The following is a 26,667-nucleotide window of genomic DNA, read 5'->3' on the forward strand; positions in this document are numbered from 1 at the left end:
CGAGAACGCGATATAAAGAAATTCGGAACGTTGCAGCAAAGGCACAGCCGAACACGGAAGTCTTGCTTATTGTAAGTGCCGGTTCTCCCGATCCCAGTAGGATGTATAATGTCGTCTCTCTCCCGCCGCGTCTTTCTCATGGGCGCCTCGCTGACTGGACTGGGCTTTGCCCTGGCCAGTTGCGTGACCGATTCAGCCGCAATCAAGCCGGTCGTCGTGGCTTCGGCCGACCCGGCAACGCTGCCGGCGGTGCCGGTGGACGGCCGCCCGACCGATGAGATTACGCAACCCGAACAGCCCCTCACGCCCGAGGGTACATATGACTACAAGGCCATCTACGCTCAAATGACCGACGGTAAATTCGTCGTTCCGGCCGTGGATACCAAACGCATCGGCGCTCAGTTCCTGCGCGCCGAGGTCGACTATCCGTCCAGCGAACCGGCTGGCACCATCGTGGTCGATCCCAGGGCGCATTATCTCTACTACGTCATGGGCGGTGGTCGAGCCATGCGCTATGGCGTCGGCGTCGGCAAGCAGGGCTTCGGCTGGTCCGGCACGGCGGAAATCCGCTACAAGCGCGAATGGCCCGATTGGTATCCGCCCAAGGAAATGATCGCCCGCCGGCCCGATCTGCGCGGCAGTCTCGCCCAGTTGCAAAGCGGTGTGGGCGTGCGCGGCGGACCGCGCAATCCGATCACGGGACGTGCCATGTATCTGTGGCAGAACAACAAGGATACGCTCTTCCGTATCCATGGCACCAACGAGCCCTATAGCATCGGACACAATGCCTCCTCGGGCTGCATCCGCATGATCGTCCAGGATGCGATCGACCTTTACAAGCGCGCCCCTCTCGGTGGCCGCGTTGTCGTCCTCGGCCCCGGCATGTCGGAAGCCTGAGCGGGACGCCGATTTCGCCACATCGCTGTGTTTGTGCAAGGCCGGGCTCATGCCCGGCCTTTGCTTTATGACAAGACCCTGTCTGAAGGGGGGAGACGGTCTTGTCTTTCCCTGGTGTACGTACATCAAATCGCCGTTGCACAGTCCGGAAGGATTTGCCATGGTGAGGCAAGCCGAGGGGCAGGTCAGACAAATGGCCCCAGGCCGAAGGGGCGAGCCGGCACATGCGATCGGCTCCTGACCTGCGGCCCGAAGGCATCACCTCAGGAGACGCAGCATGGCGGCCACGATCAAGGGACCGGCGATCTTTCTCGCCCAGTTCGCGGGCGACGCCGCGCCCTTCAATTCCCTCGATTCGATCTGCAAATGGGCCGCCTCGCTCGGCTACAAGGGCGTGCAGATCCCGAGCTGGGACGGCCGCCTGTTCGACCTCAAGAAGGCCGCCGAATCCAAGACCTATTGCGACGAGGTCGCCGGCGTCGTTGCCAGCCATGGCCTCGCTATCACCGAATTGTCGACCCATCTGCAGGGCCAGCTCGTGGCCGTCCATCCGGCCTATAACGAAGCCTTCGACGGGTTTGCGCCGCCGGAAGTGCGCGGCAAGCCAAGGGAGAGGCAGGCCTGGGCCGTGGAGCAGCTGAAAGCTGCAGCCACCGCCTCCCGCCATCTCGGCCTCGATGCCAGTGTCAGCTTCTCCGGCGCCCTGGCCTGGCCTTTCGCCTATCCTTGGCCGCAGCGGCCGGCCGGCCTCATAGACGAGGCGTTCGGGGAACTCGCCAAGCGCTGGAAGCCGATCCTCGATGCCTATGACGCGGTCGGCGTCGACGTCTGCTACGAGCTGCATCCCGGCGAGGACCTGTTCGATGGCGCTACCTTCGAGCGCTTCGTCGACCGGCTGAAAGGGCACAAGCGAGCCAACATCAACTACGACCCGTCGCATTTCGTGCTGCAGCAGCTCGACTATCTCGCTTTCATCGATATCTATCACGAGCGCATCAAGGCCTTTCACGCCAAGGATGCCGAGTTCAACCCGACGGGCCGTCAGGGCGTCTATTCGGGCTATGCCTCCTGGACGGAGAGGGCGGGGCGCTTCCGCTCGCTGGGCGACGGCCAGGTCGACTTCACCGGCGTCTTCTCCAAGCTCGCCCAGTACGACTATGCCTCCTGGGCCGTGCTCGAATGGGAATGCTGCCTCAAGCACCCCGAAGACGGCGCGGCGGAAGGGGCGCCCTTCATCGCCGCCCATATCATCCGGGTGACGGAGAAGGCCTTCGACGATTTCGCCGGCGGCGGCACCGATCGCAAGGCGGTGCGGCGCATGCTCGGCCTCAACCGATAAGCAGGGGGAAACACGATGGCGATCGAGGGCCGTTCGGACAGCAAGGCAGGCGGACGCGTGCGCTATGGCATGGTCGGAGGCGGTGAGGGCGCTTTCATCGGCGCCGTGCATCGTCTTGCCGCCCGCATGGACGACGATTATGTGCTGGTGGCGGGCGCCCTGTCGTCCACGCCCGAGAAGGCCCAGCGTTCTGGCGAGGCACTGGGGCTCGATCCGAGCCGGATCTATCCCGATTTCGAGACGATGGCGCGCCGGGAAAAGCGCCGTAAGGACGGCATCGAGGCTGTCTCCATCGTCACGCCGAACCATATGCACGCTCCGGCGGCGGAAGCCTTCATCAAGGCCGGCATCCACGTCATCTGCGACAAGCCGGTGACCACTACGCTGAAGGATGCGCTACGCCTGAAGAAGCTCGCCGCCGACAAGGGCGTGATCTTCGCGGTGACTCATAATTACACCGGCTATCCCCTCATCCGCGCGGCGCGCGAGATGGTGAAGTCGGGGCAGCTCGGTGCCATCCGCCTGATCCAGGTCGAATATCCGCAGGACTGGCTCACCACGCCGATCGAGCACACCGGTCAGAAACAGGCCGATTGGCGCACCGATCCCAAGCGCTCCGGCGCCGGCGGCGCCATCGGCGACATCGGCACCCATGCCTTCAACCTGGCCCAGTTTGTCGGCGGGCTGGAGGTTTCGGAGTTGCTGGCCGAACTCACCTCCTTCGTGCCCGGAAGGGCGCTCGACGACAATGTGCAGATCCTGCTGCGTTACGCCAATGGCGCACGCGGGGCCTTGTGGGCGAGCCAGGTGGCGCCCGGCAACGAGAACGGCCTCATGCTGCGCGTTTATGGCGAGAAGGCCGGGTTCCATTGGCGCCAGGACAACCCGAACTATCTCTATTTCACCCCGCATGGTGAACCGACCCGCATCATCACCCGCGGCTCGGCCGCGGCCGGCGAGGACGCTGCGCGGGTGACGCGCGTGCCGCCCGGCCATCCCGAGGGCTATCTGGAGGGCTTTGCCAATATCTATGCCGAGATTGCCCGTGCCATCCGGGCCGCCCGCAGCGGCGAGACCCTTGATCAGGCCGTGCTCTTCCCCGGCATCGACGACGGCATCGCCGGCATGGCCTTCATCGAGGCGGCGGTGAAATCCTCCAAGAAGGGCGGCGTCTGGGTGAAGCCGTAGGAAAACGGGCCTCTATCCCCCATGCGGCCCACTTCAGCGTCTTCGAGTTTGTACAGCCTTTGTCATTGCCGGGCTTGACCCGGCAGTACAGTTCCTTTGCGCTCCGTGGCTTCTGGATAGCCGGGTCAAGCCCGGCGATGACAAATCGAAGCCCAGTCCCCTTCAGTGAACCGGATGGGACCCGCTATCCGGCTCCGACCTCGGTGGAAACGACGAGCGTCTCGATCCGGCGCAGGAGTGCCTCGTCGGCGTCGATCTGCCAGGTCAGCAGGTGGTACCAGTTGAAACCTGCCCACAATGCGATGCGTTCGTCGATCAGGTGGGCAGGAAATTCGCCCCGCGCTGCTGCTCGTTCGAAGAGATGGCGCACCGGCCGGAACAGCACCGGCAGAAACTCATTGCGCAGGCGCGAGCCTGCCGCTTCGCTCGCTTGCGCCTCGGCGAGCAGCGCCCTGAAGGCGCCACCGGGCGGCGTCCGCCAGAAGCGCCAGAGGTCGGCGGTGTGCTGCACCAGATCCTCGATCAGGCTGCCTGTGTCCGGCAGGCTGATCGCCCGAGCCTTTTCGGCCCCGTAGGCTGCCATGAACAGATCGGCCTTGGTCGGCCACCAGCGGTAGACCGTGGCCTTGCCGGCGCCGGCGCGTCGTGCAGCCTCCTCGATGGAAAATCCGGCATAGCCCCGATCCGCCAGAAGCTGTCGTGCGGCCTCGATGATGGCGGTCTCGGTCTGCGGATTGCGCCGGGCGCCGATCGAGCGGCGCCTTGGCTGCGTGGCTTTCGTCTCCATGCTGTGCCTCCCCATCTTGACATAACGAAACGTATCGTTTTATTCAATCATAACGATACGTATCGTTTCATTAGTCGGCAAATACGCGCCGTGAAACCGCCTGCCGTGAATCACATGCATCAGATGGAAAATACCGCCTCCGCCGTCATCCGGCAGGCTGCTCCCGCCTTGGTCCTGACCCTGGCGGTCGCAACCGGAGCCATCGTCGGCAATCTCTATTATGCCCAGCCTCTGGTGGCCAAGATCGCGCCCGAGATCGGCATCGGTCCGGATCTGGCCGGCGCCATCGTCAGCCTCACCCAGATCGGCTATGGCCTGGGGCTCATCCTGCTGGTGCCCCTGGCCGATCTCATCGAGAACAAGGTCCTGGCCCTGGCCACGCTCGTCTGCGCGGCCGCCAGCCTGCTCCTCGCGGCCGGCGCACAGGGTGTCGTGGCTTTCCTGTTCGCCTCGCTCGCCATCGGCATCTTCTCGGCCGGTGCCCAGATCCTGGTGCCGTTCATCACCCATTTCGTTCCGCCCGAGCGACGCGGCCGCGCGGTCGGCCTGGTGATGGCCGGCCTGATCACCGGCATCATGCTGGCAAGGCCGGCCGCCCTTTTCGTGGCGGCCTATCTGAATTGGCGGGCGGTCTTCCTGGCGTCCGCCGTGCTGATGATCGGGATCGGCGCCGTTCTGTGGCGTATGATGCCGCGCTACCAGCCGTCCGGCACGAGCCATTACGGGGCTGTGCTCGCCTCGCTGCCGGGCCTTGTGCGGAATACGCCGATCCTGCGTCGCCGAGCCCTCTATCAGATGTTGCTGTTCTGCGCCTTCAACCTGTTTTGGACCGCTGCGCCCTTGATGCTGACGGAGCGTTTCGGCATGTCCGACTATGCGATCGGACTCTTCGCTCTTGCCGGGGCGGGCGGGGCGCTGGCGGCGCCGCTGGCGGGTCGCCTTGCCGATCACGGGCATGGCCGCATGGCGACCTATGGCGCGATGGCCTCCCTGGCGCTCGCCTTTCTCGCAACGGTTCTCGGCGAGCACATCCTGTCTCTTCTGGTGCTGATCGTGGCGACGCTGGTTATCGATGCGGCGGTTCAGACCAACCAGATCGTCAGCCAGCGCACCATCTTCTCGACGCCTGCGGCGGTCCGCGGACGTATCAATGCCCTCTACATGACGACGGTGTTCGTCGGCGGGGCCCTCGGGTCGGTGCTGGGTACGCTGACCTACCATGCCGGTGGCTGGATGGTCACGGCCGGGACCGGTGCTGCGCTCGGCATCGCCGGGTTGGCCGCTTTCGCCACGGAACGGCTCGAACACCGCTCTCCTGACTGAGGAGGGCGGCGTTAGCGCTCAGCCGTGTTTGCGCAAGAGCTTGCCCAAAGTGCCCGCAATGCCATCGCGGAAGGCGAGCACGCAGACGACGAACACGGCGCCCTGGGCCACCGTCACCCAGGAGCCGAGCGGTGCGAGATAGGTCTCCATCGCCACCACCAACAAGGCGCCGAGCATTGGTCCGAACAGCGTGCCGGTGCCGCCGACCAGGGCCATCAGCACGACCTCGCCCGACATCGACCAGTGTACGTCGGTGAGCGAGGCGAGCTGGAACACCAGCGCCTTGGTGGCGCCGGCGATGCCAGCCAGCGTGGCCGACAGCGTGAACATCAGCAGCTTGAAGCGTTCGGCATCATAACCCAGCGACAGGGCGCGGGGCTCGTTGTCGCGGATCGCCTTCATCACCTGGCCAAAGGGTGAATGCACGATACGGTGAATGACGAACAGGCCCAGCAGCACGATCACGGCAACCAGGACGTAGAGCGCCTTGTCGTCGGAAAGGTCGATGAGGCCAAACAGCTTGCCGCGCGGCACCGCCTGGATGCCGTCCTCGCCGCCGGTGAAGGGCGCCTGCAGGGCGAAGAAATACACCATCTGGGCCAGCGCCAGGGTAATCATGGCGAAATAGATGCCCTGACGCCGGATGGCGAGCGAGCCGACCACGAGGCCGAGAACGGCGGCGACGGTGCCCCCGCACAGAATCGCCAGCTCGGGCGTCAGGCCCCAGACCTTGGCGGCGTGGGCGCTGGCATAGCTCGCCATGCCGAAGAAGGCGGCGTGGCCGAAGGACAGCAGGCCCCCATAGCCGAGCAGGAGGTTGAAGGCGCAGGCGAACAGGCCGAAGCACAGCACCTTCATCACGAAGACGGGATAGGCAACGAAGGGTGCGACGGCGATCAGCACGACGATCAGCAGCATCACGCCGCGGTCGCCGAGCAGGGGCGCGCCGCGGATCGCAGTGGCCGGTTGGGTGGAGGCGGCCATCAGGAAGACCTCCCGAACAGGCCGGCAGGCCGGACAAGCAGCACGATGACCATCACCACGAAGACCACGGTGGCCGATCCCTGCTGGTAGAAATTCTTGACGATGCCTTCGATCAGCCCGAGGCCGAAGCCCGTCACCACCGAGCCGAGGATCGAGCCCATACCGCCGATCACCACCACGGCGAAGACCACGATGATGAGATCGGAGCCCATGTTGGGATTGACGTTGGAGGTGGTCGCCGCCAGCACGCCGGCAAGCCCGGCCAGGCCGACGCCGAAGCCATAGGTCAGCATCCGGAGCATCGGCACGTTGATGCCGAAGGCCTCGACCAGCTTGGGGTTTTCGGTCGCTGCGCGCAGATAGGCGCCGAGCCGTGTCTTCTCGATCACAAGCCAGGTGGCGAGGCAGACGGCGAGCGAGAAGGCGATCACGAAGACGCGGCTCTTCGGCAGTATCATGAAGCCGAGATTGACCGGCCCCGTCAGCGCGGGCGGCAGGGTATAGGGCACGCCGGAGACGCCGTAATAATTGCGGAACAAGCCCTGGATGACCAGCGCGAGGCCGAAGGTGAGCAGCAGGCCGTAGAGATGGTCGAGCTGGTAGAGCCTCGAGATGAAGAGCCGCTCGATGGCAATGCCGACCAGCCCGACGCCGAGCGGGGCGAGGATGAGCGCCGGCCAGAAGCCGATGCCGGCATAGTTGAGCAGCATCCACGCCGCGAAGGCTCCCATCATGTAGAGGGCGCCATGGGCGAAGTTGATGACATTGAGCAGGCCGAAGATGATGGCAAGGCCGAGGCTGAGCAAGGCGTAGAAGGAGCCATTGATCAGGCCCAGCGCGAGCTGGGCCATGATGCCCTGCAGGGGAATGCCGAAAATCGTGGTCACCTTATGGGTCCTTCACCATCATCTGCTTCGTCATCGGCGAGAAAAGGCGAAAGGCGCGTGGCACACTTCCCCACGCGCCAAGCGGCTCTTCAGTTACTTCGCCAGCGGGCAGCCGGCCTCGGCCATGGGCTGGAAAGCCTCGGACGCCGGAATGGTGGCGAGCAGCTTGTAGTAGTCCCACGGGCCCTTGGATTCGTCAGGCTTCTTGACCTGGAACAGATACATGTCGTGGGTCACGCGGCCGTCCTTGCGGACCTCGCCCTTGCCGAACAGGGGATCGTCGGTCGGCGTCGCCTTCATCTTGGCCATCACTGCCGCAGCGTCCTTGGACTTGGCGGCTTCGATGGCCTTCAGATAGTGCAGGACACCGGCATAGACGCCGGCATGCACCATGGTCGGCATCTTGCCGCCGCTCTGTTCGGCGAAGCGCTTGGACCAGGCACGGGTGCCGTCGTTGAGGTCCCAATAGAAGGCTTCCGTCAGCACGAGGCCTTGGGCCGCCTGCAGGCCGAGCGCGTGCACGTCGGAGATGAAGATCAACAGGCCGGCCAGGCTCTGGCCGCCCTGGGTGATGCCGAATTCGGCGGCCTGCTTGATGGCGTTGACGGTGTCGCCGCCGGCATTGGCAAGGCCGATCACCTTGGCGCCGGAGGACTGGGCCTGCAGCAGGAAGGAGGAGAAGTCGGAGGTCGGGAAGGGAGCCTTGATCGAACCGAGCACCTTGCCGCCCGCGGCCGTGACGATCGCCGTCGCATTCTCCTCCAGCGACTTGCCGAAGGCATAGTCGGCGGTGATGAAGAACCAGCTGTCGCCGCCCTGCTTGACCATGGCGCCACCCGTGCCCTTGGCCAGGGCATAGGTGTCATAGGTCCACATCAGCGTATTGGGCGTGCATTGCTTGCCGGCGATCTCGGTGGAACCGGCGCCGGAATCGATGAAGATCTTGTTCTTTTCCTTGGTGACCTGGCTGACGGCGAGCGCTACCGAGGAGGTCGGCACGTCGAAGATGGCATCGACGCCATCCTGGTCGTACCATTGCCGGGCGATGCCGGCGCCGATATCGGGCTTGTTCTGGTGGTCGGCCGAGACGATCTCGACTTTCAGGCCCTTTTCGGCGGCCTTGAAGTCCTCAACCGCCATTTTGGCGGCGATCACCGAGCCTTCGCCGGACAGGTCGGCATAGACGCCGGAACGGTCGTTGAGGATGCCGAGCTTGACTGCGATGTCCTCGGCGCTTGCCGGCCCCAGCGCCGAGCCTGCGAATACCGCGGCGAGGGCTGCTGCTGCGAGCAGGGTCCGTTTTGAAATCATAAGCGTCTCCCGTTCAGCTTTTTGATTGGCGTCACACGCCCAGATAGGCGTGCAGCTTGTCGCTGTTGGTTTCCAGCTCGGCATTGGGGATCATGTCGATCACCTTGCCCTGTTCGACGACGTAGTGGCGGTCCGCCACGGTCGAGGCGAAGCGGAAATTCTGTTCGACCAGGATGATGGTGAAGCCGCGCTGCTTGAGGCTGGCGATGGTATGCCCGATCTGCTCGACGATCACCGGCGCGAGGCCCTCGGTCGGTTCGTCGAGCAGCAGGAGGTTGGCGCCGGTGCGCAGGATGCGGCCGATGGCCAGCATCTGTTGCTCGCCGCCCGAGAGCTTGGTGCCCTGGCTGGTAAGGCGCTGCTTGAGGTTGGGAAAAAGGGTGAAGATCTCGTCCACGCTGAGGCCGCCGGTCTTCACCACCGGCGGCAATTCGAGATTTTCCTTCACCGACAGGCTGGAGAAGATGCCGCGCTCTTCCGGGCAATAGCCGATGCCGAGGCGCGCGATATGACGGGAGCCGAGAGTGATGGTCTCCTGGCCACCGAAACGGATCGAGCCCCTGCGCTTGGCCATCACGCCGATGATCGATTTCATCGTGGTGGTCTTGCCGGCGCCGTTGCGGCCGAGCAGGGTCACGACCTCGCCGGGGTTCACGTCGAAGTCGATACCGTGGAGCACATGGGACTCGCCATACCAGGCCTCGAGGCCGCGGACCCGGAGCAGCGGATCAGACTTGTTCACGGGGTCAGGCATGGCCACTCCCGATATAGGCCTCGACCACGCGCGGGTCGCCGGAGACGGTTTTGTAGTCGCCCTGCGCCAGCACCTTGCCGCGTGCCAGCACGGTGATGGTGTTGGAGAGGGTGGCGACCACCGAGAGATTGTGCTCGACCATCAGGATGGTGCGGCTCGCCGCGATCCTGCGGATCAGTTCGGTGGTGCGCTCGACGTCCTCGTGCCCCATGCCGGCCATCGGTTCGTCCAGCAGCAGCATTTCCGGATCGAGCGCCAGGGTCGTCGCAAGCTCCAGGGCGCGTTTGCGGCCATAGGAGAGTTCCTTGGCCGGCGTCGCGAGGAAGGATGTCAGGCCGACGCTCTCAGCGAGTTCGGCGGCTTCTTGGTTCAGGCCGTCGAGAACGCGCTGCGAGCGCCAGAAATCATAGGAGTGACCCCGGCGGCGCTGCAGGGCGATGCGGATATTGTCGTTCACGCTCATCTCACCGAACACGGCCGAGATCTGGAAGGAACGGACCAGGCCGAGCCGAGCCACGGCGGCAGGCTTCATGCCGGTAATGTCCTGACCCTTATAGGTGATCCGCCCGGCGGAAGGGGACAGGAACTTGGTCAAGAGATTGAAACAAGTAGTCTTGCCGGCGCCGTTCGGACCGATCAGAGCGTGGACCGTCCCACGCATGACCGAGAGATCGACCCCGTCGACGGCCCGAAATCCCCTGAAATCCTTGGTCAGGCCTTCGGCTTTCAAGACTGCATCTGTTGCCATCAAACGGAGCGTTTCCCCTAGCGTTTCTAAATCTTGCTTGGTTCTAGTCTTGGCCGTCCGGGCAAGCTTCGTCAATGGCGATATGGCACCAATACTGACCTTAAGATAGGCAACCCAATAGGCGGCTGGGGACACAGCAATATGACCGAAGGCCGGGCCGGTCATGCGCGTTGCCGGGGCTGGTGCCCTACTACGCGGCCCTCCAATCGATGTTCAGTGCAGTGCAGCATTGCCAATGCCTGCACCCCGTAGAACAAGCGACAATTTGGCTTGCAATGTTTAGGATTAGGTGATCAACTAAACAAATAAGCAAACTGCGAGCCGGCGGTGGCCGGCCGCTACAAGAATGCGGGGCGGAGGCGGGGCGATGGACAGCCAAGCAAGAGAGCAGCTCATTCGCGCGGTTGCGGCAACCATAGTCCAACATTCCGGAGAGCTAACCGCGCTCGATCAGGCGATCGGCGATGGCGACCATGGGCTGAACCTCAAGCGAGGCTTCGAGGCCATCACTGCCGAATTGCCCGGCCTTGCCGAAAAACCCTGGCCGGAGTTGCTCAAGGCGGCCGGCATGGCGATGGTGATGAAGGTCGGCGGCGCGTCCGGCCCACTTTTCGGTACCTTCTTCATGGAATTGGGCAAGACGGTGGGTGCCGAGCCCGATCGCGCCGCAGTGGTTGCGGCCTTCGCCAAGGCCGTCGAGGCCGTCAAGGCGCGCGGCCGCTCGGAGGCCGGGCAGAAGACGCTGCTCGATGTCCTCGTCCCGGTCCAGGCCGCCCTGGCAGCCGGTGCCGATGCCGCCACGCTCAAGGCGGAAGCCATCTCCGCCGCCGACAGGACGGTGCCGATGCAGGCGATCCGCGGGCGCGCTTCCTTCCTGGGCGAACGCTCCGTCGGCCACATGGATCCGGGCGCTCGCTCCTCCTCGCTGCTCATCGCCACGGTGGCAGACGAACTCAACAAGCAGGGCCTGATGTCATGACAGTGAGTCTGGTGATCGTATCGCATTCGCCCAAGGTCGCCGAAGGCGCGGCCGACATGGTTAGGCAGATGGTGGGCGAAAGCGTGCGTGTCGCCTGGACAGGGGGCGATCCCGGCGGCGGGCTCGGCACCGATGTCGCCAAGATCATCGCCGCCATCGACAGTGTCTGGTCGGAGGAAGGCGTCGCGGTCCTCGTCGACCTCGGCGGCGCCGAGACCAATGCCGAGATGGCCGTGGAGATGCTCGACGAGCACAAGCGCGACCTCGTGGTCATCTGCAATGCGCCGGTGGTGGAAGGAGCGGTGATCGCTGCGACCGAGGCTTCCGGCAATTCCTCCCTGGCCGCGGTTCGCTCCGCCGCCGAAGATCTCTATGGATAGGATTGATATGCCGGATATCAATGGAGCACTGACGGGCAAGGCCGAGCTGACCAATGCCATCGGGCTGCATGCCAGGCCGAGCGTGAAGCTGACCCAGCTCGCCAAGAGCTTCCAGTCGAGCATCGAGCTGGCCACCGATGCGGCGGGGCCCTGGGTCGACGCCAAGAGCCCGGTCAAGGTGATGCGGGTGAAGGCACCCAAGGGCACCGTGCTGCATTTTATGGCGGACGGGCCCGACGCCGAGGCGGCGCTGTCAGCCATTCTGGGATTGATCGAGGAAAAGTTCGGGGAAGAGTGACGATGCGGGGGCATTTTCGAGAAAAGTTGACCAGCTTTTCGCTTTAGAAAATGCACCGAAACAAAGAGGTGGAAGAATTGCGTTTTGGGGAAATCGCGATTTTCTCCGGAGCAGGGGGCGGCCATGACTGAGCGGCGGATATCGGGACGTCCAGCCTCGCCGGGGCTCGCCTCCGGTCCTGTCTTCATGATCGGCAAGCCGAGGCCCCGGACCGAGAAGGCGACGGCAACACAGGAGGACGGCGACGCCGCCTTGCGCAGCGCCATCGATGCGGCGCTGGTCGATCTGGTGTCCCTGGTCGAAGCCGTCGATGAAGAGGGGGCCGACATTATCGGCTTCCAGATCGCCATGCTCGAGGACGAGGCCCTGTCCGAAGGCGCATTCGACGCGATCACCGCCGGCGTCCCGCCCGTCCATGCCTGGCGCTCGGCCCTCGATGCGGAGATCGCCGATTACGAACGCAGCGAGGACGCCTATTTCCGTGCCCGCGGCACCGACCTTGCCGATATCCGCGACCGCGTGCTCGCCCATCTCACAGGGGCGGCCGAAGGCGAGAAGGTGCCGTCGGGTTCCGTGCTGGTGGGCGAAGACCTGCCGCCATCGCTGTTCCTGTCGGTCGACTGGAGCAAGGGCGGCGCGATTGCCCTGGGCGCCGGTTCGCCATCCTCGCATGTCGCCATGCTCGCCCGCAGTCGTCGCGTGCCGATGGTGACCGGGCTCGGTGCGCTCGGGGAAGCGAGCCAGGCCATCGTCGATGGCGCGGCTGGAACGGTGACCTTCGATCCCGACAGTGCCTCGCTCGCTGATTTCGGCCCGGCTCTCGCGCGACGGCACGAAGCCGATGCCCGCGCGGAAACGATGAAGGGCGAAGCGGTGTTCCTGCCCAACGGCACCCGGATCGACATCATGATCAATGTCGCCTCACCGGCGGATCTCGAGGACATCTCGCCGGAGATCTGCGACGGCATCGGCCTGGTGCGCACCGAGTTCCTGTTCGAGCCCGGCCGGCCCCTGCCGGACGAGGAAGCGCAATATGCCGCCTATGTCGCCATTGCCGCCTGGGCCGATGGGCGGCCGGTGACCATCAGGACCCTCGATGCCGGCGGCGACAAGCCGATCCCTGGCGTTACCAGCGATGGCGAATCCAATCCCTTCCTGGGGCTGCGCGGATTGCGGCTGTCCCTGGCTCGCCCGGAAACCTTCCGCGTCCAGCTCAGGGCATTGGCCCGGGCCAGCCTGCATCACGAGATCCGCATCATGCTGCCGATGGTGACGGTACCGGGGGAACTGGCCGAGGCGTCCGCCCTGCTCGACGAAGTGGTGGCTTCCCTCATTGCCGAAGGTACGCCCTGCCGCCGGCCGCCGCTCGGAATCATGGTCGAGGTTCCCGCCGCCGCGCTCGGCGCCCTGCGCTTTCCCGCCGATTTCTATTCGATCGGCTCCAACGATCTGACCCAATACACCATGGCCGCGGCGCGCGACATTGCCGACGTCGCCGGCCTCAACGACGCCGGCGATCCGGCTGTGCTCGAATTGATGGCCCGTGCGGTAGGGGCCGGCAAGGCACGCAAGGTTCCGGTCTCGATCTGCGGCGATGCCGCGGGTGAGGTGCGCCTAGTACCCAAGCTCATCGGCGTCGGCCTGACCTGCCTGTCCGTGCCGCCCGCCCTGGTAGGGGCCGTCAAGGCCGCAATTGCTGATTTCAAACATGTCTGATGCCCGCGATGCCACCACGCGTTCGATAGCGGCCTACAAGGCGCTGCTGCGGCGCGCGCTGGACAATCGTCCCTCGGGCACGAGGCTGAAATTGGCGGCGGCCCTCGGCACCAACAGGTCCTTTATTTCGCAGATCACCAATCCCGGCTATCCCATTCCGATCCCGGCCCAGCACCTCGACGTCATTTTCGAGGTCTGCCACCTCGCGCCGGCAGAGAGGACGGAGTTCCTCAAGGCCTATCAGGCAGCCCATCCGGGGCGGACACAGGCCCAGGGCAAGCCGGCCCAAGGGCGCAGCCTGACACTCACCTTGCCGGATCTCGGCGATGTCAGACGCAACCAGGCGATGGACAAGGCCATTCTCGATTTCGTCGCCAGCCTCGTCCACTACACGCGCGCACTCGATCGCAAGGCCAAGGGGGAGGAGGAATCGGTTCCGGATGAGCCTGGAGAAAGCCAGGTTCGGAGTTGAGTCCGAATATCGGTTCCTGCAGTGGCCCGATCTAACCACGAACAATATGGAGGCCCATGGAATGAAAAAGCTCATCAATGCAGTCGATGACGTGCTGGCGCAGAGCCTGGACGGGTTCGCGGCAGCGCACGCCGATATCGTCGCCCTGGGCGAGGAGCGCAAATTCGTGCGCCGCCGCCAGGTCAAGCCCGGCAAGGTGGCCCTCATCTCGGGCGGTGGCTCCGGTCATGAGCCGCTGCATGCCGGCTTCGTCGGCTTCGGCATGCTCGATGCAGCCTGTCCGGGCCAGGTCTTCACCTCGCCGACGCCCGACCAGATGATGGCGGCGGCCGAGGCCGTCGATGGCGGTGCCGGCACGCTCTATATCGTCAAGAACTACGAAGGCGACGTGATGAACTTCGCCATGGCGGCGGAGATGGCGTCCGGCCCGGTCGAAAGCCTGATCCTGGACGATGACGTCGCCGTGGAGAATTCGACCTGGACCACCGGCCGGCGCGGCGTGGCCGGCACGCTGATCGTCGAGAAGATCCTCGGCGCCGCAGCCGAGCGTGGCGACGACCTCGCCGGCCTCAAGGCGCTGGGCGCGCGCGTCAACAGCCATACGCGCTCGATGGGCGTGGCGCTCACCTCCTGCACGGTGCCGGCAGCCGGCAAGCCGACCTTCAGCCTCGGCGAGGACGAGATGGAGATGGGCGTCGGCATCCATGGCGAACCCGGCCGTCGCCGCGTCAAACTGGCCTCCGCCGATGCCATCGTCGACGAAATGCTGGGCGCCATCGTCGGCGACCTCTCGCTGACCGCGGCCACCGAGGTTCTGCTCTTCGTCAACGGCTTCGGCGGCACGCCGCTGATGGAGCTCTATCTGATGCAGGATCGGGCGCGCAAATGGCTCGACGGCAAGGGCATCAAGGTCGCCCGCTCGCTGACGGGCTCCTATGTGACCTCGCTCGACATGGCCGGCTGCTCGCTGACGCTGTCCGTGCTGGACGACCAGGCCAAGGCGCTGTGGGATGCGCCGGTGCACACGCCGGCCCTGCGCTGGGGCGTATGAGGAGCGCAGGCTTGTTGGGTGCCGTGGTGCCTGTAACTTTTGGTTCAGACGAATAATATCAACCCGCAGAATGCCTGACTTGTCATCCCCGGCTGAGCGTAGCGAGGGGAAGGGGATCCAGGGGCCAGCGAGTGCGGATTTTGGCCCTGGATTCCCTTCCCGCCACCTTCGGCGGCGCCGGAAATGACAGCGTTCCATCTACACGCAACGGTCAAGATTTATGAAGGTCGGTATAAGACGCAATCTTCCTTCTCCCCTTGCGGGAGAAGGTGCCCCAAAGGGGCGGATGAGGGGTGAAACAAAACCTTCCCCGAGATATGTGCCAACGCCCCTCAACCGTCATTGCTGTGCAATGCCACCCAAGGCACTTCCTTTGGAAGTGCCAGATCCCACAGGAAGAGAAGGGAGGATTGCGCCCTTTCCCGATCTTCCTCAATCCGCCAGCAGTTCGTCCGTCGAAGCAAGCTTGGCGTAGCCGAAGGCGAGCGATGCCATGGCGGCGGCGTGGACCTGCGCAGCCGGCACGGTGACGCCACCGAATTCCAGGTCACGCGTCGCCGCAGCGTCGTGGGCAACGGTGACTGCATAGCCGAAATCGGCCGCCGCCCGGGTCGTCGCCTCGATGCACATGTGGCTCATTGCGCCCGCGACAAGCACGTCGGTGACGCCGGCATCGTCGAGCAGCTTCTTGAGGTTGGTGTCCCTGAAGGAATTGGGGAAGTTCTTGACGACGACCTGCTCGCCGGCGCGATTGGCGACGCCCGGGTTGATCTCGGCGCCCGGCGTGCCGGCAACGAAGAAGGGGGCATCCGCCTTGGCTGCTTCATGGCGCACATGCACCACGAACTCGTTCTTCGTCCGGGCCGCCTCCAGGAGCCGCGCGGCATTGGCGGTGGCCGCCTCGATGCCGGACAGGGTCCATTTGCCGCCCGGAAAATAGTCGTTCTGGATATCGACGAGGATCAAGGCACGCTTGGACATGGGGTGTTTCTCCAGTTTCAAAGGATGTTGTGATTGCTGAAATAGGACGCCCCGGGCAGAATGCCGATTGGCACATGTGACAAAAATCAGGGCGAAAGTGACAAATGACCTCGGCTCCCTCCGAGATCGGCCTGCTGGCCTATCCCGACGTTCAACTGGCCGCGCTCTATGGTCTCACCGACCTTTTCGCCATCGCCGACAGGATCGCCCGGGAGCGCAGGGAGGGCAGTGGCCCGCTGCTGCGGGTGAGCCATTGGGAGTGTGATGCCAAGGGCCAAATCCACAATCGCGACGGTGAGGACGACGCGATCCCGGGCATGATCATCCTGCCGCCGAGCCTGGCAAAACCGCCGAACGAGGCCTGGACTTCGAACCTCGCCGAGTTCCTCCGAAACTGTCACGGCCGCGGCAGCGTGCTGGCCTCCGTCTGCATCGGGGCCTTCCTGCTCGCAGAAACCGGGCTGCTCGACGGGCGCGAGGCGACCACTCATTGGAGCTATGCCGATGATCTCGCCGAACGCTTCGGCAAGGTCAGGGTGGATTCGGCCAAGATCGTGATCGACGACGGTGACATCATCACTGCCGCGGGATTGATGTCCTGGACCGATCTCGGTCTGAAACTGGTGGAGAAATTGCTCGGAACCAGCGTGATGGTGGCAACGGGGCGCGCCATTCTGGTCGATCCGCTGGGACGCGAGCAGCGCCATTACAGCGTGTTCTCGCCGCGGCTCAACCATGGCGACGAGGCCATCCTCGCGGTTCAGCACTGGCTTCAGCAGGCCTATGCGGGCGACGTCGACGTCAACGCCATGGCGGCAAAGGCGGGGCTGGAGCGGCGCACCTTCCTGCGCCGCTTCGGCAAGGCGACCGGCTTGAGGCCTATCGAATATTGCCAGCAGCTCCGCGTTGCCAAGGCCCGCGACATGCTGGAGACGACGCGGCTTTCCTTCGACCGCATCGCCTGGAATGTCGGCTATGGCGATCCGGTTTCCTTCCGCAAGATTTTCGTGCGGACGATGGGATTGACGCCGGGCGACTATCGCCGCCGTTTCGGGGCGGCGTGAATAGGGTTCCGGCTCAATCCTTCAGGCTCGCCTCGATCAGCAGGTCGGCGATCACGGCAACCGAACCGGCCGGTCCGCCCTCGTGGAAGATCTGGCCGCTGACGAAAGCGCCTTCGATCAACAGCAGCAGCCCGTCGGCGAGCAGGCCCGGATTCCTGGCGCCCATGCGCTCGGCCATGCCTTCCAGGCGCTCGCGCAACAATACCTTGCCACCCTCGGCGACCATGCGGGCAGGGTTGTCCTCTTCCGGATATTCCACGGCGGCATTGCTCAGCCCGCAGCCGCGATAGCCGGCGAGGGTGGCCCTTTCGCCCAGGCCCGTCAGGTAGTTGCGCAGATGGGTACGCGGGTCGTTCTCGAAGCCGACGCCTGCACCTTCGAAGCGGGCCCAGAACTCGGCGTCGTAGACCCGGACATAGGCCGCCGCCAATTCGTCCTTTGAGTTGAAGCAGCGATAAAGCGTCGGCTTGGTCACGCCGGCTTCCGAGGCAATGGTGTCCACCCCGACAGCCCGGATGCCCTCCTTGTAGAAGAGTTCGCGCGCGGTCTTGAGGATGCGTTCCGCCGCGCGGGGCTGCGGCGGCGAAGCGGCGTTTGCGGATCCGGTCATTTGCCTCTTTCCAATTTCCGACAACGATGTTACAGACCGGTACGTATCACGTCAATCTCGACATCCTACAGGTCTCCCGATGCAGCGCGTCAGTCGCCGGCCTTTCGGCCAGAATTATGCATTCGTCGTCGTCGCCGTCATCTTCCTTTCCCTGCTGGTGGCGGCCGGTGTACGCGCCGCGCCCGGGTTGCTGCTCCAGCCCCTGCACAAGGCTTTCGGCTGGGGCATCGACACAATCTCGCTCTCCGGTTCGATCGGCATTCTGCTGTACGGCCTTGTCGGCCCCTTCGCCGCCGCCCTGATGAACAAGTTCGGCATTCGGAGGGTGCTGGTGATCGCTCTGACGCTGATGGCGGGCTCCATCGGTCTCAGCCTGCTGATGACGGAGTCCTGGCAGTTGATCGCGACCTGGGGCGTACTTTCCGGGCTCGGGTCCGGCTGCGTCGCCATGGTGCTGGGCGCCACCGTCGCCAATCGCTGGTTCAAGACCAATCGCGGCCTGATCATGGGGCTGATGGCCGCGAGCGCCGCGACGGGTACGCTGATCTTCCAGCCGGGGCTCGCCAAGCTCTCCGAGATCGGCGGCTGGCAATTGGTGGTGGCGGCGGTGGCGATCGCCTGTGCTGTCTTGATTCCGCTTGCCTTCTTCCTGGTGCCGAACCACCCCAGCGACATCGGCCAGCGCCCCTATGGTGCCGATCCCTCCGCACCGATCGAGGCGCCGCACACACAGACGGGCCTGATCGACGCCTCGCTCGGTGCGCTGGTACGGGCGGCCCGCACGCGCACCTTCTGGTATCTCTTCGCCACCTTCTTCATCTGCGGCTTCACCACCAATGGCCTGGTGGGCATGCACCTGATCTCCTTCTGCGGCGACATGGGCATCCCGGAGGTGCAGGCTGCCGGCCTGATGGCGATGATGGGGATCTTCGATCTCTTCGGCACCACTTTCTCGGGCTGGCTGACCGATCGCTACGATCCGCGCAAGCTGCTCTTCGTCTATTACGGCCTGCGCGGCATCGCCCTGATCTATCTGCCTTTCAGCGGCTTCAACATCTACACGCTCACCATTTTCGGCGTGTTCTACGGCCTCGACTGGATTGCCACCGTGCCGCCGACCGTGCGCCTGACCAACGAAGCCTTCGGCGATCGCGACGCTCCCGTGGTGTTCGGATGGATTGCGGCTGGCCACCAGATCGGCGCCGCCAGCGCTGCGGCCCTGGCCGGCTATATGCGGGTGCTACAGGGAAGCTATGTCGAGGCCTTTCTCTTCTCGGGCCTCACCGGTATCATCGCCGCGCTGATCGCTCTCCTGATCGTGCGCCAGCGCGTGACGGCAGTTGCAACTGCCTGATGGGCGCCACCAGAAAATTGCCGGCCGCGTCAAGCTGCCGGTTTGCGCCGGGCATTTGTTAGACTAATGTCCGGCCAGTTTTGTTACCTCTAGGATCTTCCCGATGACACTGCATGCCCGTAACTTCATCGCCGGCGAATGGGTCGCCTCGTCCGATCTCGCGCCGGACGTGAATCCCTCCAACACCGCTGAGATCGTCGGGCATTTCCCCCGGGCGACCAAGGCCGAGGCCGAAAAGGCCATTGCTGCCGCCAAGGCCGCGTTCCCGGGCTGGAGCCGCTCGACCCTGCAGGAACGCCACGACGTGCTCAAGCGCATCAGCGACGAGATCCTGGCGCGCAAGGAGGAGCTCGGCGCCATCCTGTCGCGCGAGGAAGGCAAGACCCTGCCCGAAGGCATCGGCGAGGTGGCGCGGGCCGGCCAGATCTTCGGATTCTTTGCCGGTGAAGCGCTGCGCCTGGCCGGCGAAATCATCGGCTCGGTCCGCCCCGGCGTCGGCGTCGAGGTCACGCGCGAAGGCATCGGCGTGGTCGGCCTGATCACGCCCTGGAATTTTCCCGCTGCCATTCCGGCCTGGAAGATCGCGCCGGCGCTCTGCTACGGCAACACCGTGGTGTTGAAGCCGGCCGACCTCGTGCCGGCCACTGCGCATGCCCTGGGTGAGATCATCGCGCGTTCCGGCCTGCCGGCCGGCGTGTTCAACCTGGTGATGGGCCGCGGCTCGGTGGTCGGCGAGGCGCTGCTGTCCTCGCCCGACGTCGATGCCATCTCCTTCACCGGATCGGTCGGCACCGGCCGCAAGATCGCCGCGACCTGCGTAGCCTCTTCACCGATGAAGAAGGTGCAGCTCGAAATGGGCGGCAAGAACCCCTTCGTCGTGCTCGACGATGCCGACGTCAAGGTGGCCGTGGAAGCCGCCGTCAACGGTGCCTTCTTCTCGACCGGCCAGCGTTGCACCGCCTCCTCGCGCCTGATCGTCACCGACGGCATCCACGATGCCTTCGTTGCCGCGCTGGTCGAGCGTCTCAAGGGCGTCACCGTCGACGACGCCATGAAGGCAGGCACCCATATCGGCCCGGTGGTCGACCAGAGCCAACTCGACCAGGACCTGAACTACATCAAGATCGGCAAGGAAGAGGGCGCCAAGCTCGCCTTCGGCGGTGATCTCGTCAAGCGTGAGGCGCCCGGCTTCTATCTGACGCCGGCTTTGTTCATCGGCGCCAGCAACGACATGCGCATCGCCCGCGAGGAGATCTTTGGACCGGTTGCCGCCGTGGTGCGCGTCAAGGATTACGACGAGGCCCTGGCCGCGGCCAACGACACCGAATTCGGCCTTTCCGCCGGCATCGCCACCACCAGCCTGAAATATGCCACGCATTTCAAGCGCAATGTCCAGGCCGGCATGGTGATGGTCAACCTGCCGACGGCGGGCGTCGACTATCACGTGCCGTTCGGCGGGCGGAAGGGCTCGAGCTACGGCCCGCGCGAGCAGGGCCGCTACGCCGCCGAGTTCTACACCACGGTGAAGACCAGCTACACGCTGGCCTGAGGCGGTTCGCCTTCCGTCAACTTTGCGAGGGAGCGCGCGAGATTGGCGCGCGCTCTTTCCTCAACTTTTCGGCGAAGAGATCGCTGAAATAGAGCCGCGGCCGGGCCATGAAGCGCCGCAGCACGGTTGCCCGCCCGATGCGCCAGGCCGCCTCCGGCACATGCGCATATTCGCGTCGTACCGCCGTCTCATAGGCATCGAAACGCGTCGCCTCCGTGCCGAGAAGCTGCAAGTCGAGATCGAGGAAATAGGCCATGTCCGATCGTTCCCGATCGGCCGGCTCCTGCGTTTCCCCGGAGCTCGCGAGTTCGTGCTTCCGGGTCGCCAGGATCAGCGCAGCGACCTGTTCCAGCCGTCCTTGTTCGAGCCGCCCTGCCAGAACCTGACGGGCGAGGTCGGCGCTGCGCTCCTCATTATCCGGGGCCGCGGCATCGTAGACCGCATCGTGGAACCAGATCGCGAGTTCCACGGCCTCGGCATCGTGGAGAAGAGAGCGACAGTCCCGCAGGCCCGCCAGCATCGCCTCGATATGGCCGACATCGTGATAATGCCGTCGCGAATCCCGATAGGCCGCGAGCAGTTCGGCGAAAGCCGGCCCGGGAATGGCCGATGGCCTGGAAAGATGGTCGCCAGCGTTCATGGCAGCAATTCCCGACGAACTCCACTCGGCAAGACTGGCATTATCATCGCGGTCGTCGGCGGCGCCACATACAATTCTATCGCTGTCGCGCTTTTCGGCGAGGCGCCCGGATCGTCCAGGCGCCTCTCGGGTTCAGTCGTAGAAGCCGGGCGACTGCTTGAAGTTCGGCCAGGCGTCGGGGTCGTGGCCGGTGACCACCTTGGCATCCGTCTTCGCCGCCAGGGACCGCAGCTTCTGCACGGAGCGCACCGTATCGACCGTCGAGGCAAGGAAGCCGGGCAGGGCCTTTTCGTTCCAATGGTCGAGCGTGTAGGCGGCATCGACAGCCAGCAGGATGGCGCCGCTCTTGGGCAGGGTGACCAGGAAGGACTGGTGCCCGGGGGCATGGCCGGGCGTGAAGATCATCTTGAGCGTGCCGTCGCCGAACAGATCGTAGCCATCGGTGGCCTCCGCTTCCAGGAATTGCCATTTCAGGCCCGGCCGGTCGAAATCATTGCGGATATAGCCGCCGGCGGCGAACCAGTCGGGCGCATAGGCATACTCATATTCGCGGCGCTGCACGACGTGCACGGCATTGGGGAAGCGGCCGATCGCGCCGGTATGGTCGAGATGCAGATGCGACTGCACGACATGGGTGACGTCATCGGGCGAAATGCCCATGGCGGCAAGCTTCTGCACACAGCCATCGCTTTCCTGCATCACCGGCCAATAGGTCTTGGAAATGCCGCCCCAATAGCCGCGCGGATCGCTGGCACACTCGACGGCGTTGCCGCCATCGATCACCACCAGCCCCTTGGGGTGCTTGAGCAGGTACCAGGGGACCGGGATCTCGTAGTCCGTGTTGGCGCCCTGGTTCATCTTGATGTTGTGCAGCTTGCACTTCAGCGTGCCGCACTGGAACATGTGCAGTTCGATCTCACCCATGGTTTCCTCCTGGCCTTTTTTCTGTGCGGCGCGCCTACCAGTTGCGCAAGGATTGGCGCATGACGGCCTCGATCCCGGCGGCGTCGATGGCCTTGGGAGCACCGACCAGCAGGCGTTGCTGCTTCAGCGCGCCCTGCACCAGAGCGGGAATGTCCTCCTCGCCATAGCCGAGTTCGGCGATGCCCGACGGCGCCCCCACTGCCTTCATCAGCCGGATCAGGGTGTCCGGCAGCGAGTCCGGGCCCGGATTGGCGATCGGCCCGGCATTGAGAAGCTCTGCCGCCTGGATGTGCTTGTCCGGGGCCGCGTCATAGGTGAAGCGGAACACGGCGGGGGAGGTGACGATCACCGAGAAGCCGTGCGGCACGAAATTGTGGTTCGTCTCGTAGCCGGGGGCGCTGTAGCTATGCTTGAGGCCGGCGAGGGGATAGGCGCAGGCATGTGGGATGTGCACGCCTGCCGTGCCGAAGCCGATGCCGGCCATGGTGGCGCCCAGCATCATGGTGCCGCGCGCTTCCAGGTCGTTGCCGTCGTGGACGGCGCGCTCCAGGAAGCGCCCGCCGAACTCGATCGCCTTGAGGGACCAGATGTCGGCCACCGGATTGCTGCCCTGGTAGGGTGGCCGATCATCCGGCGTGGCCGGGCGCGGCCTGGCGTCGAAGGGGCGGGAGATGAAGGATTCCACCGCGTGGCAGACGACGTCGAGGCCGCAGGAGGCCGTGACCGCTCCCGGCGTGGTGCGCGCCAGTTCGGGATCGACGATGGCTAGCGTCGGCCGCATATAGCGGTGCGAGATGCCGGTCTTCATCTTGAGTTCGGGAATGTCCAGCACCGCCACCGTGGTCGCCTCCGAGCCCGAGCCGGAGGTGGTCGGGATGGCGATCAGGGGGCGTAGCGGCGAGGGCGGCTTGCGGCCGCCGCCGACAGGCGCGTTGACATAGTCGATGATGGCGCCGCCATGGCTATGGATGAGGTTGGCGACCTTGGCGGTGTCGATGGTGGAGCCGCCGCCCAGGGCGACGAAGCCGTCGACGTCCTGGGATGCGGCGAAGGCTGCAGCCTCCCCCAGCGACTCGATGGTCGGCTCGACGAGAATGCTCTCGAAGACGCTGACCGCGACGCCGGCGCGCGTGATGATATCGGTGACGCGTTCGGTGATCCCTAGCCGGCGCAGCCGCGGGTCGGCGACCAGCAATATCTTGCGCAGCCCAAGGCGCTTGAGCTCCCAGTCGAGTTCTTCGACCGCTCCGTTGCCGAATTTGAGCTGCGTTGCCTCCAGGGTGAAGATGGTCTCGTTCGCGCCCCGATCATTGGGTGCCATCGTCATGTCCTCCTGCGCCGGCGATCATTCCGCCAGCCGGGCGGTGGGGCCGCGCGGCCAGCCCGTGATCGGGTCGTGTGTTCTGACTTGCGAAGTTGGCGGAAGGCTTCCACAATGGTAGAAGTATGTCAATATCACATAGTGACATGGTCATATGATGAATTTAATCTCAGCGTATTTTGAAACTGATTGTCGATCCGCGTAACATTTCCAGTTGGGAAATGGTCTGCTCGAGAACCCAGGAGGAGGCGTATTTGGCCCTCAAAGAGCGAATGCGCCCGGCCCCGGAAGCCGCGGGGGCCGTCGGTGACGAGGACAGGCGGATCGGCAGGCCGCTGCCTTTGGCCGACCGGGTGGTCGCCGCGCTGCAGGAAGACATCGAGAAGGGGCGCTTCGAAGCCGGTGCCCGCCTGCCGACCGAGCCCGAACTGGCGACCGGCTTCGGCGTCAGCCGCACGGTGATCCGGGAGGCGGTCTCGCGCCTCAAGGCCGATGGCATCGTGGTCAGCCGCCAAGGCGCCGGGGTCTTTGTCAGCGCCGCCCCGCTGCAGCGTTCCTTCCGCATCCGGGATGCCGAGGTTGGCAGCGGCGTTGCCCTGCGCGAAATCTTCGAATTGCGCCTGTGTCTCGAAGTAGAGGGGGCGGGGCTTGCCGCAGTTCGCCGTTCCGAGGCCGATCTCGTTCTGCTCCGGCACTGGCTGCAGGAAATGGATCGCACCAAGCTTGGTGAGGATCTCGGCGTCGGCGCCGATATCGAGTTTCATCGCGCCGTCGCGGCGGCAAGCGGCAATGGCAAGGTTGCCGATTTCCAGCGCTATCTATCCCTCTTGCTGCATCAGAGCGTGACGGTCGCCCGCAGCAACACCCTGACGCAGAAAGGGCCGGCTCATGTCGACAGCGTCATCGGGGAACATGGTGACATCTACCGCGCCATCGAGGCGGGTTCGGCTGCGAATGCGCGCAGTGCCATGCGCCGCCATCTCCTACTGGCGGCGACGCGGCTCGGTGTGATCGGAGAGGAAGAGGCGACGCTCCTGGCTTAGAGCGTCGTCATTCGTCGTAGCCGCCGGCCGGAACGTCCTGGATCGAACCCGTATAGTCCTCGGACGGCGGCGGTGCGCCGCCGGCACCACGCTGCGCGGCGGCGATCCAGCCGGCAGGCGCGCGCGGACGGCAGATGCTCTTGCTGCGCACGCCGTGGCGGGCGAGATCGAGATGCAGATGGTTGTCGTGCAGGGGCGCACCGGGGCCGAGCACGGTGGTGAATTTTGCGCAGGCGCCGAAGGCGATGTCGCGCCAGAAGCCACGCTCCTGGGCCGAGCCGCGCCAGCCGGTCAGGATGCGCGTCTCCCGGCCATCGGCCAGCTTGAAGCCCTTGACGTCGACGGCATTGGCGAAAGCATGTTCTGACATGCGGCCGAAATGGCCATTGTTGCGCCGGCGGCAGGAATAGCTGCCGAACGTCGTCATCTCCACGATCGGGGAGCCGAAATTGGCCATCGCCGCCGGCTGCACGTCTTGAACCAGCCAGCGGGTGATGGCGGGGATCATCGAGCAGGAGAGCACGAGGCTGCGATCCATCGAAACCGAGAAGGGACCACCGTCGGCGATGCGAACCGGACCGGGGGATGGGGCGGCCCGGTAGGACATGGGAGCCGAAGCGTCTCCGTCACCGATTGCGCCGGTCTGGTCGCCGACCGCCGCGGGCGGCAGCAAGCCATCCGGTGCGCCCGATGGCTGCGGGGCATATTGCGGCTGAGGCGCCTCATTCGGCTGAGGGGCCACGGTTGCCGGTGCGCGGGGCCGCAGGGCCGCGTAGACGGGTGCAGCAGGTGTCCCGGTGGTATTCAGGGCCGTAACGCGGAAGGGGTGGTCGACACCACACACGCCAGGCCCCTCGATCGCCTGGGCGATGCGAATGCCGGCGGTTTCCCGGACCTCACCGGAAGCAAGGCACTGAGATTCGGCCTGGGCACGCCAGGGCTCTCGCTCTTCGAGATTGAAGAACGACCCGCAACCAGCCAGGCTACCCAGAACCGTACCCAGCACGAGAGAACACGCAACGCGACGCAACATATCCGGAGTTTACCGGCCATTTTCAAAAAGAAGCGTTAACCGCGCAGACGTGGTCGATTTCATCTGTGCGGAGTGCTTCCACGATGGCCAAGCAGGGCAAAAGCGTGTATGCCGCTTTGCCTTTTCCAAAGAGAAAAGTGTCATCCATGCCCGTGGACGATGATCGGCCTTTGGCGAATTACATCGCGATCGTCCTCGCCGGCGGCGAAGGGCGGCGCATGGGCTGCAACAAGCTGTTGCTCGATATCTCGGCCCGCCCGATGATCCGCCATGTTGTCGAGACCATCCGTGGCGTCATCGCCGACGTCATTGTGGTGACCGGCCATCAGCAGGAACGCATCGAGGAGGCGCTCGTTCGTACACCGGTCGAATTCGTGGCTTCCCCTCCGTCCGATGGCACGGCGACCGCGATCCGGCGTGCCTTTGAGCGCGCGCGCCTGTTGGCGGCCCAGAGGAATTGTGACGGTATCATGTTATGTGTCGGCGACCAGCCGCGGCTGACGGAGCGTGAAATCGCCGGTTTGATCAAGCAATACAGCGCCGGCGACCGGCGCAAGGCACTGGTTCCGGTGCGCGGTGAGCGACGAGGCTACCCTGTGATGATACCGCCGGATTTTGACGTGGAGGGCGTTGATCTTTTGAGTGAAAGTCTGATTGCCGACTATCCCGACCAAATCACGGCTTTTCCTACACGCAATCCTGTCTATGATTCCAGCTTGGACACGCCGGAAGATTTTCGGAGCTTTTTTGCAATCTCGGAACGTCTCTAACACGTACTTTAATACCTGGAGCGCTCCTTGCCGCGTGGAATTCGTCGGACTAGTTGCATGTATGGGATGGCCGAATGTAGCCGTAGACGTTAGGTTTTGTGTGTTAAACTTTTAAAACAAAATCTAATACCAAAATATTGGCGTTTCAGTTTTTGAAATATTTTGTATTTATCTCTTTATATATTGAATTAATTCTTAAATTCATGAGAATACGTCGCTAGTCAATTTTGCTTACAGGCCTATACCCGTGAGGTTAATCCACAT

The 26,667-nt window shown here is 64.4% G+C and carries 27 protein-coding genes; 15 read left to right on the forward strand and 12 right to left on the reverse strand.

Going from position 1 to position 26,667, the window contains the following annotated elements:
- The first annotated feature begins 108 nt into the window (after window positions 1–108).
- From U1R88_RS08935 to U1R88_RS08945, 3 genes are all read left to right on the forward strand, one after another.
- Window positions 109–897 (forward strand): L,D-transpeptidase, encoded by a 789-nt coding sequence (locus U1R88_RS08935; RefSeq protein WP_068286086.1) that lies wholly within the window; start codon window positions 109–111, stop codon window positions 895–897.
- Window positions 898–1,174: 277 nt separating this feature from the next.
- On the forward strand, window positions 1,175–2,236 hold the full coding sequence (locus U1R88_RS08940) for a sugar phosphate isomerase/epimerase family protein (RefSeq protein WP_068286085.1): 1,062 nt from the start codon (window positions 1,175–1,177) through the stop codon (window positions 2,234–2,236).
- A 15-nt stretch (window positions 2,237–2,251) separates the two neighbouring features.
- A complete protein-coding gene (locus tag U1R88_RS08945; protein WP_322430925.1) occupies window positions 2,252–3,424 on the forward strand; it encodes a Gfo/Idh/MocA family protein in 1,173 nt (390 codons plus the stop codon).
- Between the two features lie 184 nt (window positions 3,425–3,608).
- Here the strand turns inward: U1R88_RS08945 and U1R88_RS08950 are convergent, their stop codons facing one another.
- Entirely contained in the window at window positions 3,609–4,211 is a 603-nt protein-coding gene (locus U1R88_RS08950) for a TetR/AcrR family transcriptional regulator (protein WP_322430926.1), read from the reverse strand.
- Between the two features lie 114 nt (window positions 4,212–4,325).
- Here U1R88_RS08950 and U1R88_RS08955 point away from each other — a divergent pair, with 114 nt between their 5' ends.
- On the forward strand, window positions 4,326–5,534 hold the full coding sequence (locus tag U1R88_RS08955) for an MFS transporter (RefSeq protein WP_322430927.1): 1,209 nt from the start codon (window positions 4,326–4,328) through the stop codon (window positions 5,532–5,534).
- 18 nt (window positions 5,535–5,552) lie between these two features.
- Here U1R88_RS08955 and U1R88_RS08960 read toward each other — a convergent pair whose 3' ends face one another.
- From U1R88_RS08960 to U1R88_RS08980, 5 genes are all read right to left on the reverse strand, one after another.
- Window positions 5,553–6,518 carry a branched-chain amino acid ABC transporter permease gene (locus U1R88_RS08960; protein ID WP_322430928.1) on the reverse strand — a complete coding sequence of 322 codons (966 nt, stop codon included), beginning with the start codon at window positions 6,516–6,518 and terminating at the stop codon, window positions 5,553–5,555.
- Entirely contained in the window at window positions 6,518–7,405 is an 888-nt protein-coding gene (locus U1R88_RS08965) for a branched-chain amino acid ABC transporter permease (protein WP_068286078.1), read from the reverse strand. The genes U1R88_RS08960 and U1R88_RS08965 overlap by 1 nt, the downstream gene beginning before the upstream one ends.
- 93 nt (window positions 7,406–7,498) lie before the next feature.
- Window positions 7,499–8,716, reverse strand: a complete 1,218-nt coding sequence (locus tag U1R88_RS08970) for an ABC transporter substrate-binding protein (protein ID WP_322430929.1) — start codon at window positions 8,714–8,716, stop codon at window positions 7,499–7,501.
- A 31-nt stretch (window positions 8,717–8,747) separates the two neighbouring features.
- Window positions 8,748–9,470, reverse strand: coding sequence for an ABC transporter ATP-binding protein (locus U1R88_RS08975; RefSeq protein WP_322430930.1), 723 nt, complete (start codon window positions 9,468–9,470; stop codon window positions 8,748–8,750).
- Window positions 9,463–10,218, reverse strand: a complete 756-nt coding sequence (locus tag U1R88_RS08980) for an ABC transporter ATP-binding protein (RefSeq protein ID WP_322430931.1) — start codon at window positions 10,216–10,218, stop codon at window positions 9,463–9,465. Before U1R88_RS08980 ends, U1R88_RS08975 begins: the two co-directional genes overlap by 8 nt.
- Before the next feature lie 367 nt (window positions 10,219–10,585).
- Between U1R88_RS08980 and dhaL the strand changes: the two genes are divergently transcribed.
- From dhaL to dhaK, 6 genes are all read left to right on the forward strand, one after another.
- Entirely contained in the window at window positions 10,586–11,197 is a 612-nt protein-coding gene (dhaL, locus tag U1R88_RS08985; protein WP_322430932.1) for a dihydroxyacetone kinase subunit DhaL, read from the forward strand.
- The gene (dhaM, locus tag U1R88_RS08990) at window positions 11,194–11,577 is read left to right on the forward strand and encodes a dihydroxyacetone kinase phosphoryl donor subunit DhaM (RefSeq protein ID WP_068286069.1); all 384 of its coding nucleotides are present in this window, start codon (window positions 11,194–11,196) and stop codon (window positions 11,575–11,577) included. Before dhaL ends, dhaM begins: the two co-directional genes overlap by 4 nt.
- Window positions 11,578–11,584: 7 nt before the next feature.
- Entirely contained in the window at window positions 11,585–11,875 is a 291-nt protein-coding gene (locus U1R88_RS08995; protein WP_068286067.1) for an HPr family phosphocarrier protein, read from the forward strand.
- 123 nt (window positions 11,876–11,998) lie between these two features.
- Entirely contained in the window at window positions 11,999–13,591 is a 1,593-nt protein-coding gene (locus U1R88_RS09000; RefSeq protein WP_322430933.1) for a putative PEP-binding protein, read from the forward strand.
- Window positions 13,584–14,063, forward strand: a complete 480-nt coding sequence (locus U1R88_RS09005) for a hypothetical protein (RefSeq protein WP_322430934.1) — start codon at window positions 13,584–13,586, stop codon at window positions 14,061–14,063. Before U1R88_RS09000 ends, U1R88_RS09005 begins: the two co-directional genes overlap by 8 nt.
- Before the next feature lie 61 nt (window positions 14,064–14,124).
- Window positions 14,125–15,114 (forward strand): dihydroxyacetone kinase subunit DhaK, encoded by a 990-nt coding sequence (dhaK, locus tag U1R88_RS09010; RefSeq protein WP_322430935.1) that lies wholly within the window; start codon window positions 14,125–14,127, stop codon window positions 15,112–15,114.
- Window positions 15,115–15,546: 432 nt separating this feature from the next.
- Here the strand turns inward: dhaK and U1R88_RS09015 are convergent, their stop codons facing one another.
- Window positions 15,547–16,095, reverse strand: coding sequence for a cysteine hydrolase family protein (locus U1R88_RS09015; RefSeq protein WP_322430936.1), 549 nt, complete (start codon window positions 16,093–16,095; stop codon window positions 15,547–15,549).
- 104 nt (window positions 16,096–16,199) lie between these two features.
- Here U1R88_RS09015 and U1R88_RS09020 point away from each other — a divergent pair, with 104 nt between their 5' ends.
- Complete coding sequence (locus tag U1R88_RS09020; protein WP_322430937.1) at window positions 16,200–17,159, forward strand: GlxA family transcriptional regulator; 960 nt, start codon at window positions 16,200–16,202, stop codon at window positions 17,157–17,159.
- Window positions 17,160–17,172: 13 nt separating this feature from the next.
- On the opposite strand, the gene U1R88_RS09025 is transcribed toward U1R88_RS09020, so the two are convergent.
- Window positions 17,173–17,769, reverse strand: a complete 597-nt coding sequence (locus U1R88_RS09025) for a TetR/AcrR family transcriptional regulator (protein WP_068286054.1) — start codon at window positions 17,767–17,769, stop codon at window positions 17,173–17,175.
- Between the two features lie 79 nt (window positions 17,770–17,848).
- On the opposite strand from U1R88_RS09025, the gene U1R88_RS09030 reads away from it, so the two are divergent.
- Complete coding sequence (locus tag U1R88_RS09030; RefSeq protein WP_322430938.1) at window positions 17,849–19,123, forward strand: MFS transporter; 1,275 nt, start codon at window positions 17,849–17,851, stop codon at window positions 19,121–19,123.
- A gap of 103 nt (window positions 19,124–19,226) precedes the next feature.
- Entirely contained in the window at window positions 19,227–20,672 is a 1,446-nt protein-coding gene (locus tag U1R88_RS09035) for an aldehyde dehydrogenase family protein (protein ID WP_322430939.1), read from the forward strand.
- Window positions 20,673–20,688: 16 nt separating this feature from the next.
- On the opposite strand, the gene U1R88_RS09040 is transcribed toward U1R88_RS09035, so the two are convergent.
- The 3 genes from U1R88_RS09040 to U1R88_RS09050 all read right to left on the reverse strand — a co-directional run bounded on the left by U1R88_RS09040 (window position 20,689) and on the right by U1R88_RS09050 (window position 23,557).
- Window positions 20,689–21,312 carry an HD domain-containing protein gene (locus U1R88_RS09040; RefSeq protein WP_322430940.1) on the reverse strand — a complete coding sequence of 208 codons (624 nt, stop codon included), beginning with the start codon at window positions 21,310–21,312 and terminating at the stop codon, window positions 20,689–20,691.
- A 132-nt stretch (window positions 21,313–21,444) separates the two neighbouring features.
- Entirely contained in the window at window positions 21,445–22,236 is a 792-nt protein-coding gene (gene attM / locus U1R88_RS09045) for an AttM family quorum-quenching N-acyl homoserine lactonase (RefSeq protein ID WP_322430941.1), read from the reverse strand.
- A 34-nt stretch (window positions 22,237–22,270) separates the two neighbouring features.
- Window positions 22,271–23,557 carry a hydroxyacid-oxoacid transhydrogenase gene (locus U1R88_RS09050; protein ID WP_322430942.1) on the reverse strand — a complete coding sequence of 429 codons (1,287 nt, stop codon included), beginning with the start codon at window positions 23,555–23,557 and terminating at the stop codon, window positions 22,271–22,273.
- Between the two features lie 254 nt (window positions 23,558–23,811).
- Between U1R88_RS09050 and U1R88_RS09055 the strand changes: the two genes are divergently transcribed.
- Window positions 23,812–24,600 (forward strand): FadR/GntR family transcriptional regulator, encoded by a 789-nt coding sequence (locus U1R88_RS09055; RefSeq protein WP_322430943.1) that lies wholly within the window; start codon window positions 23,812–23,814, stop codon window positions 24,598–24,600.
- A gap of 7 nt (window positions 24,601–24,607) precedes the next feature.
- On the opposite strand, the gene U1R88_RS09060 is transcribed toward U1R88_RS09055, so the two are convergent.
- Entirely contained in the window at window positions 24,608–25,606 is a 999-nt protein-coding gene (locus U1R88_RS09060; protein ID WP_322430944.1) for an extensin-like domain-containing protein, read from the reverse strand.
- A 110-nt stretch (window positions 25,607–25,716) separates the two neighbouring features.
- Between U1R88_RS09060 and U1R88_RS09065 the strand changes: the two genes are divergently transcribed.
- Window positions 25,717–26,403, forward strand: a complete 687-nt coding sequence (locus tag U1R88_RS09065) for a nucleotidyltransferase family protein (protein WP_322430945.1) — start codon at window positions 25,717–25,719, stop codon at window positions 26,401–26,403.
- The last annotated feature ends 264 nt before the right edge of the window (window positions 26,404–26,667 follow it).

The sequence above is a fragment of the Labrys sedimenti genome, from assembly GCF_034424805.1.
Taxonomy (GTDB): domain Bacteria; phylum Pseudomonadota; class Alphaproteobacteria; order Rhizobiales; family Labraceae; genus Labrys; species Labrys sedimenti.